Here is a 4,957-nt window from a genome sequence, read left to right on the forward strand (position 1 = left end):
TATGCAGCTGCCAAGCTTCTTCCGAAGCCCAAAACGTTGATCCATCAACCATGTATAAAATCATGCATAAAGGATAAAATAAAAACCTATCCTGAGCATAGAGCGAATCCCTTTGGTATGAGGGGTTCGCTCTTTTTATGCTCTTTTTCTGTACTTCCGGAAATTGCGATTATGTTAACTAGATTTGTATAGAGTATGCACTCCTCAACCCTTACAGGTATTCAAAATTGGAAAGAGGGGAAAATGAATAACTAGACTGAGATGTACAAGTATGCGGATTAAATCAATTGAGGAAACGGGGAACTTATAGACAGTGGAGAAAGCAAAGATTAGTGTCATTCAACTATTTGCCATGATGTTTTTATTTGACCTTGGGAGCGCGATAGTTGTAAGTTATGGAATAGGTGCCAAAAAAGATGCTTGGCTTGCGATTCTTTTAGGAATGTGTGGGGGAATAGCTGTATTCTTCATTTATTACGCTTTATTTCGCCAATATCCCAACTTGCCGTTGACTGGATATGTCAGGAAAATATTCGGTAAATACGTTGGGTGGATAATAGGGCTATTATACGTCATATTTTTTTTGTACCAGGCTGCCCGGGGTTTACGTGACTTTGGGGATTTGCTGCTTGCATCGACAATGACAAGCACACCGTTATTGGCGCTCAACATCTTAATGGTTCTTGCTATTTGTTATGTCCTTTATCTAGGGATTGAAGTATTTGGGAGAACAACAGAAGTATTTATTGTTATCTTGATATTTTTCGGGTTGGCAGGAAATCTTTTATTGTACTTTTCAGGTAGTGTCGATCTCCATAATTTGCAACCGTTTCTTGAAAATGGATGGAAATCCATCTTAACGACAGCCTTTCCCCTTACCACCCTTTTCCCTTTTGGAGAAATGATCGCCTTTACCATGCTTCTTCCATATCTAAATCGACCCGAATTAGCTAAAAAAGTTTGGCTGTCTGCCGTAATTTCAAGTGGACTTATCTTAAGTTATACAACTAGTTTAGATATCGCTGTTCTTGGTGTTGAAACAGTGGAGAAATCTACGTTTCCTTTGTTATCGACCGTTGGAAAAATCAACCTTTTTGATTTTATCCAACGACTTGATGTTATTGTTGTCTTTACCTTTCTGATTACGATGTTTTTCAAGATATCCATTTTGTTTTATTCTGCCGTAATCGGAATAGTCGATTTGTTTAAGGTAAAAAACCATCAACAAATTGTGTTACCAATGGGGGTTATTCTCCTCTTTTTATCTATGATGATTGCCTCGAATTTTGCAGAACATATTGAAGAAGGTTTAGACATTATAATGTATCCCCTCAACCTGCCTTTCATCGTGGTCATTCCGTTATTCATGTTGCTCGTTGCTCTGATTCGTAACGGTTTCAAGAAGAAAAATAGATCGAAATCAAATGTAACATAATCACCTCTATACTATATTCCAAAGCCATCGAATTTAAATAAATGCGATGGCTTTTTTAACTTCCTATATCATCGCTTATGTCGACTACACATCCTTTGAAATCTCTTTAACTAACAGAGCAGTATAGTTCAGGAACCTAGAACTTGTCAGATGTATATAGATAAATGAGTTGGTTTTCTTAATGAGGAGGAAATTTTCAATGTATCAAGATTTTCCTTATGGCAACCCAGTACCTATGCATAGACAAAGGATTACAATGCAACAAGCCCAAGAAATAGCCCTTCAAAGAGTACCTGGGAAAGTTATGCATGTGGATATGGATTTAGAAAATGGTGTTTTAGTTTATGAGGTATTCATTATGACACCACAAGGCATGATATTTGAAGTAGAGATACTCGCAAAAAACGGTAAAATCTTAAAAATTGACCAAGAAAATGATAATGACTAAAATAAGCTATTCCTGAACTAACAGGTGCATTAATAAATAAGCAATAAAAAAGGATCTTCGTTAAAAGATCTTTTTTTATTGCCTATAAACATGATTATGTTAACAAAAACCTAATTAATTATAAAACTCCTTTTCTTATATAATAGGCTAAAAACAGGGGAAACAAAGGTAAAAACCCAAATAATCTAAACCAATTTTCTGCACCTAAAAAATATAGTGATGGTAGTATTAATACAATCCCACTAATTAGTAATATTTCCCAACAACTTCTCCATAGACCCCATATAAGTAAAAACATTGAGACTCCAATCATTAACCTACATTTTCATATAGTGACTCCGACCGAAAACCAGTAGTAGAAGACCTCGATCACAATGAACTTTGTGTGGTCGAGGTCTTCTACTGTTTACAGCGTTGAGGGAGGAGTCATAAATGCTTCTATAATGGGGTTTTATGGCATATTCAAACCAAAATAAAAAAGAAATTGATTAACATATTATTAACCTTATAGTTACGATACTTATCTTTCTTAAAGACAAGGTTTTGGTTGCCTTGATGGCAACCTTTAGCCTTTAGGCTTCAACGTAAAAAAGATAAAAATAGGAGTTGTAAAACAACATCCGATTTACTACAAAAGATAATGAAACAAAAAGGGACATGCTAAAAACCTTGATATATAAGGAAAAATCAACCTACCTAGTAAACATATATGTTGACGAAGTAAACGTATATGTTTACTATAATGGTAAACATATACGTTTACTATAATAATCATATTTGATTACTACTTTAAAAACGAGGAGGGGAAACTTTGCAAGATAAGAGCCATGAATTAAAAGAAGACATATTTATTGAAGTCCCTGACGAAAATGGAGAAATACATCAGTACATACTAACACCAACAAAAAGAAAAAAAGTTCCGAAAGGAGATTGGATTATGGCATTTCAAGAATCATTACTTCATTTAGCAAAAGCTAATTTATCAGGCGAAACATCAAGAGTGCTATTCTTCTTAATGTACAAGTTAGATTACGAAAATTGGTTAAGAATCAGTCAAATATCAATTGCTGATGAATTAGGCTTAAAAAAACAACAAGTTAACAGATCAATTAAACAACTTATTGAAAAAGGTATAATTGTTAAAGGACCGAAAGTAGGAAACTCACTAACATATCGTTTAGATCCTGCCTTTGCATTTAAAGGACAAGATCGCAATATAAAGAAAGTCCGTAAAGAAGTAGATCACTTAAAAAGAATTAAATAAAAAGGTGTGTCATATCGACACACCTTTTTATTTTTCTCTCAAATTCTCTATCTACTCTTTTAGGCTTATACCCCAATTACTTTCATACTGGCCCTATAAAGCTTATATTCACTTTCGGCAAAGGTTCTAGTATTAGAACCTATTACAACCTCTTCTGGATCCTTCTGAACGCTTCTCATGAGATTATACAATTTCGAACGTACTTCTCTTACCAGGCGAAGTAAAACCAATAAGTCATATGCATGAAAAATCGACAGCTGATCAAAAGACAATTCAACTTTATCCAAATAAACAAACTCTCTCATTTTTGGACGCTGCTTCTTCAAAGGAGCATCACAAAAGCTACAAGTTTCAGCATATTCGCTATTCTCTGAACCACAATAAGAACAAACCATAACTCCTATTTACCCCTCTATTTTAGGTCTAGATTCCGGCCAAAAACTTCCATGTAAAGTATAGCACACTATACTTTACATGAGTAAAGTCGTATGGTCTGCGACGCTATATCGCCTGTCAAACAGGCGAGCACGCAAGCGTGCTAAACACAAAAACCGTAGGGCTACTCGCCCCACCACCCCAGCCAACGTCAGCACGTTGGATCGCTAGACAAAGCCTTTAAAACCTATGTTGCCTTTAAGGCAACAACTGCACCTTTAAGGTGCTAAGTAATTAGCAACAGTAATACAGCAGCAGCGCAACAGCAATGAGGAAAAAACGCATAATGGCGCCATTTTCCCCATTGTGGAGGTGATTGCGGAACTGCTGTAGAATGATAATTAATAGATTTCTCATAGATCGGAGAGAGATAAATGAAAAAATTAATGACTATTGCAGAAGTTGCAAAAGAGTTAAATATACCAGAATCTACTGCTCGATATTATCGAGACAGTTTTACAGATTACATTCCTTCCGTTGGTGAAGGAAGGAAAAAACGTTATCGATCCGAAACTGTGGAAGTGTTGCGGTTCATTGCTGAAGGGTTTAAACGCAAGCTAACCGCAATAGAAATAGATAACGGTCTAAGCCAGATGTTTCCTAGGAATTTTGATATTGAACAATCAACCGCAACAACAGCAGCAGTAGTGCAACAGCAATCAGAAAATGACGTAAATCAATATGCTTTACAACTTCAAAACGCACTTGAACAAATGGGTGCAACTATGCAAGTGATTGCTGATCAAAAAGAAGAGATTGCGGAACTGCGGAAGCATGTTTCTTATGTAGATAAAAAGCAGCAGCAACAACAAAAATACATAGATACTAAACTGGAAGAGCGTGATCGAAAGTTAGTTCAGTCATTAAGAGAGTCTCAGGAAACAAAAAAGTTGTTACTAGAAGTTAAAGAACAACTTGCTGCATCTCAAGAAGAAAAGAAAAAAGGGTTCTTTGCTCGGCTTTTTAATAGGGGGTCCATATGAAATTAGACCATAGAAGGAGAAAAATACAACAAGAATATAGAAAGCATATGAGGCAAAAGAAAGAAGCAAAAAAACACACGATAGAAGCGATTATTATTATTACTTTCTTTGCCTTACTTTTTCTGCTGAATTCTTATTTCAAAGGTTTCTAAATTACCTCAGCAACTAAAAAAGAGAGCAAACTGCTCACCACAGTCTGCTCTCTTTTTTAGTTGGAATATTGTAAGTAAACCAAATAGTTGGGTTCTTCAATTATACACAATTTTATGCAGCTGCCAAGCTTCTTCCGAAGCCCAAAACGTTGATCCATCAACCATGTATAAAATCATGCATAAAGGATAAAATAAAAACCTATCCTGAGCATAGAGCGAATCCCTTTGGTATGAGGGGTT

At 35.6% G+C, this 4,957-nt stretch carries 7 protein-coding genes; 6 read left to right on the forward strand and 1 reads right to left on the reverse strand.

Translation table 11 applies throughout. The annotated features are described in order from the left end of the window. From K9V48_RS26935 to K9V48_RS26950, 4 genes are all read left to right on the forward strand, one after another. Positions 1–192: hypothetical protein (locus tag K9V48_RS26935; RefSeq protein ID WP_224142154.1), on the forward strand; the 192-nt coding region annotated here is incomplete at its 5' end. Between the two features lie 121 nt (positions 193–313). Next, positions 314–1,435, forward strand: coding sequence for a GerAB/ArcD/ProY family transporter (locus K9V48_RS26940; RefSeq protein ID WP_224142155.1), 1,122 nt, complete (start codon positions 314–316; stop codon positions 1,433–1,435). Positions 1,436–1,634: 199 nt separating this feature from the next. Beyond that, positions 1,635–1,883 (forward strand): PepSY domain-containing protein, encoded by a 249-nt coding sequence (locus tag K9V48_RS26945; RefSeq protein ID WP_224142156.1) that lies wholly within the window; start codon positions 1,635–1,637, stop codon positions 1,881–1,883. 811 nt (positions 1,884–2,694) lie between these two features. Continuing rightward, positions 2,695–3,147, forward strand: coding sequence for a winged helix-turn-helix transcriptional regulator (locus K9V48_RS26950; RefSeq protein WP_224142157.1), 453 nt, complete (start codon positions 2,695–2,697; stop codon positions 3,145–3,147). A 65-nt stretch (positions 3,148–3,212) separates the two neighbouring features. On the opposite strand, the gene K9V48_RS26955 is transcribed toward K9V48_RS26950, so the two are convergent. After that, on the reverse strand, positions 3,213–3,542 hold the full coding sequence (locus tag K9V48_RS26955) for a hypothetical protein (RefSeq protein ID WP_224142158.1): 330 nt from the start codon (positions 3,540–3,542) through the stop codon (positions 3,213–3,215). Between the two features lie 414 nt (positions 3,543–3,956). On the opposite strand from K9V48_RS26955, the gene K9V48_RS26960 reads away from it, so the two are divergent. Then, positions 3,957–4,565: a DUF3967 domain-containing protein gene (locus tag K9V48_RS26960; RefSeq protein ID WP_224142159.1), complete on the forward strand. Its 609-nt coding sequence runs from the start codon at positions 3,957–3,959 to the stop codon at positions 4,563–4,565. Further along, entirely contained in the window at positions 4,562–4,717 is a 156-nt protein-coding gene (gene ynzI / locus K9V48_RS26965) for a small membrane protein YnzI (protein ID WP_224142160.1), read from the forward strand. Before K9V48_RS26960 ends, ynzI begins: the two co-directional genes overlap by 4 nt. Positions 4,718–4,957 lie beyond the last annotated feature (240 nt).

This window comes from Metabacillus rhizolycopersici, from assembly GCF_020075705.1.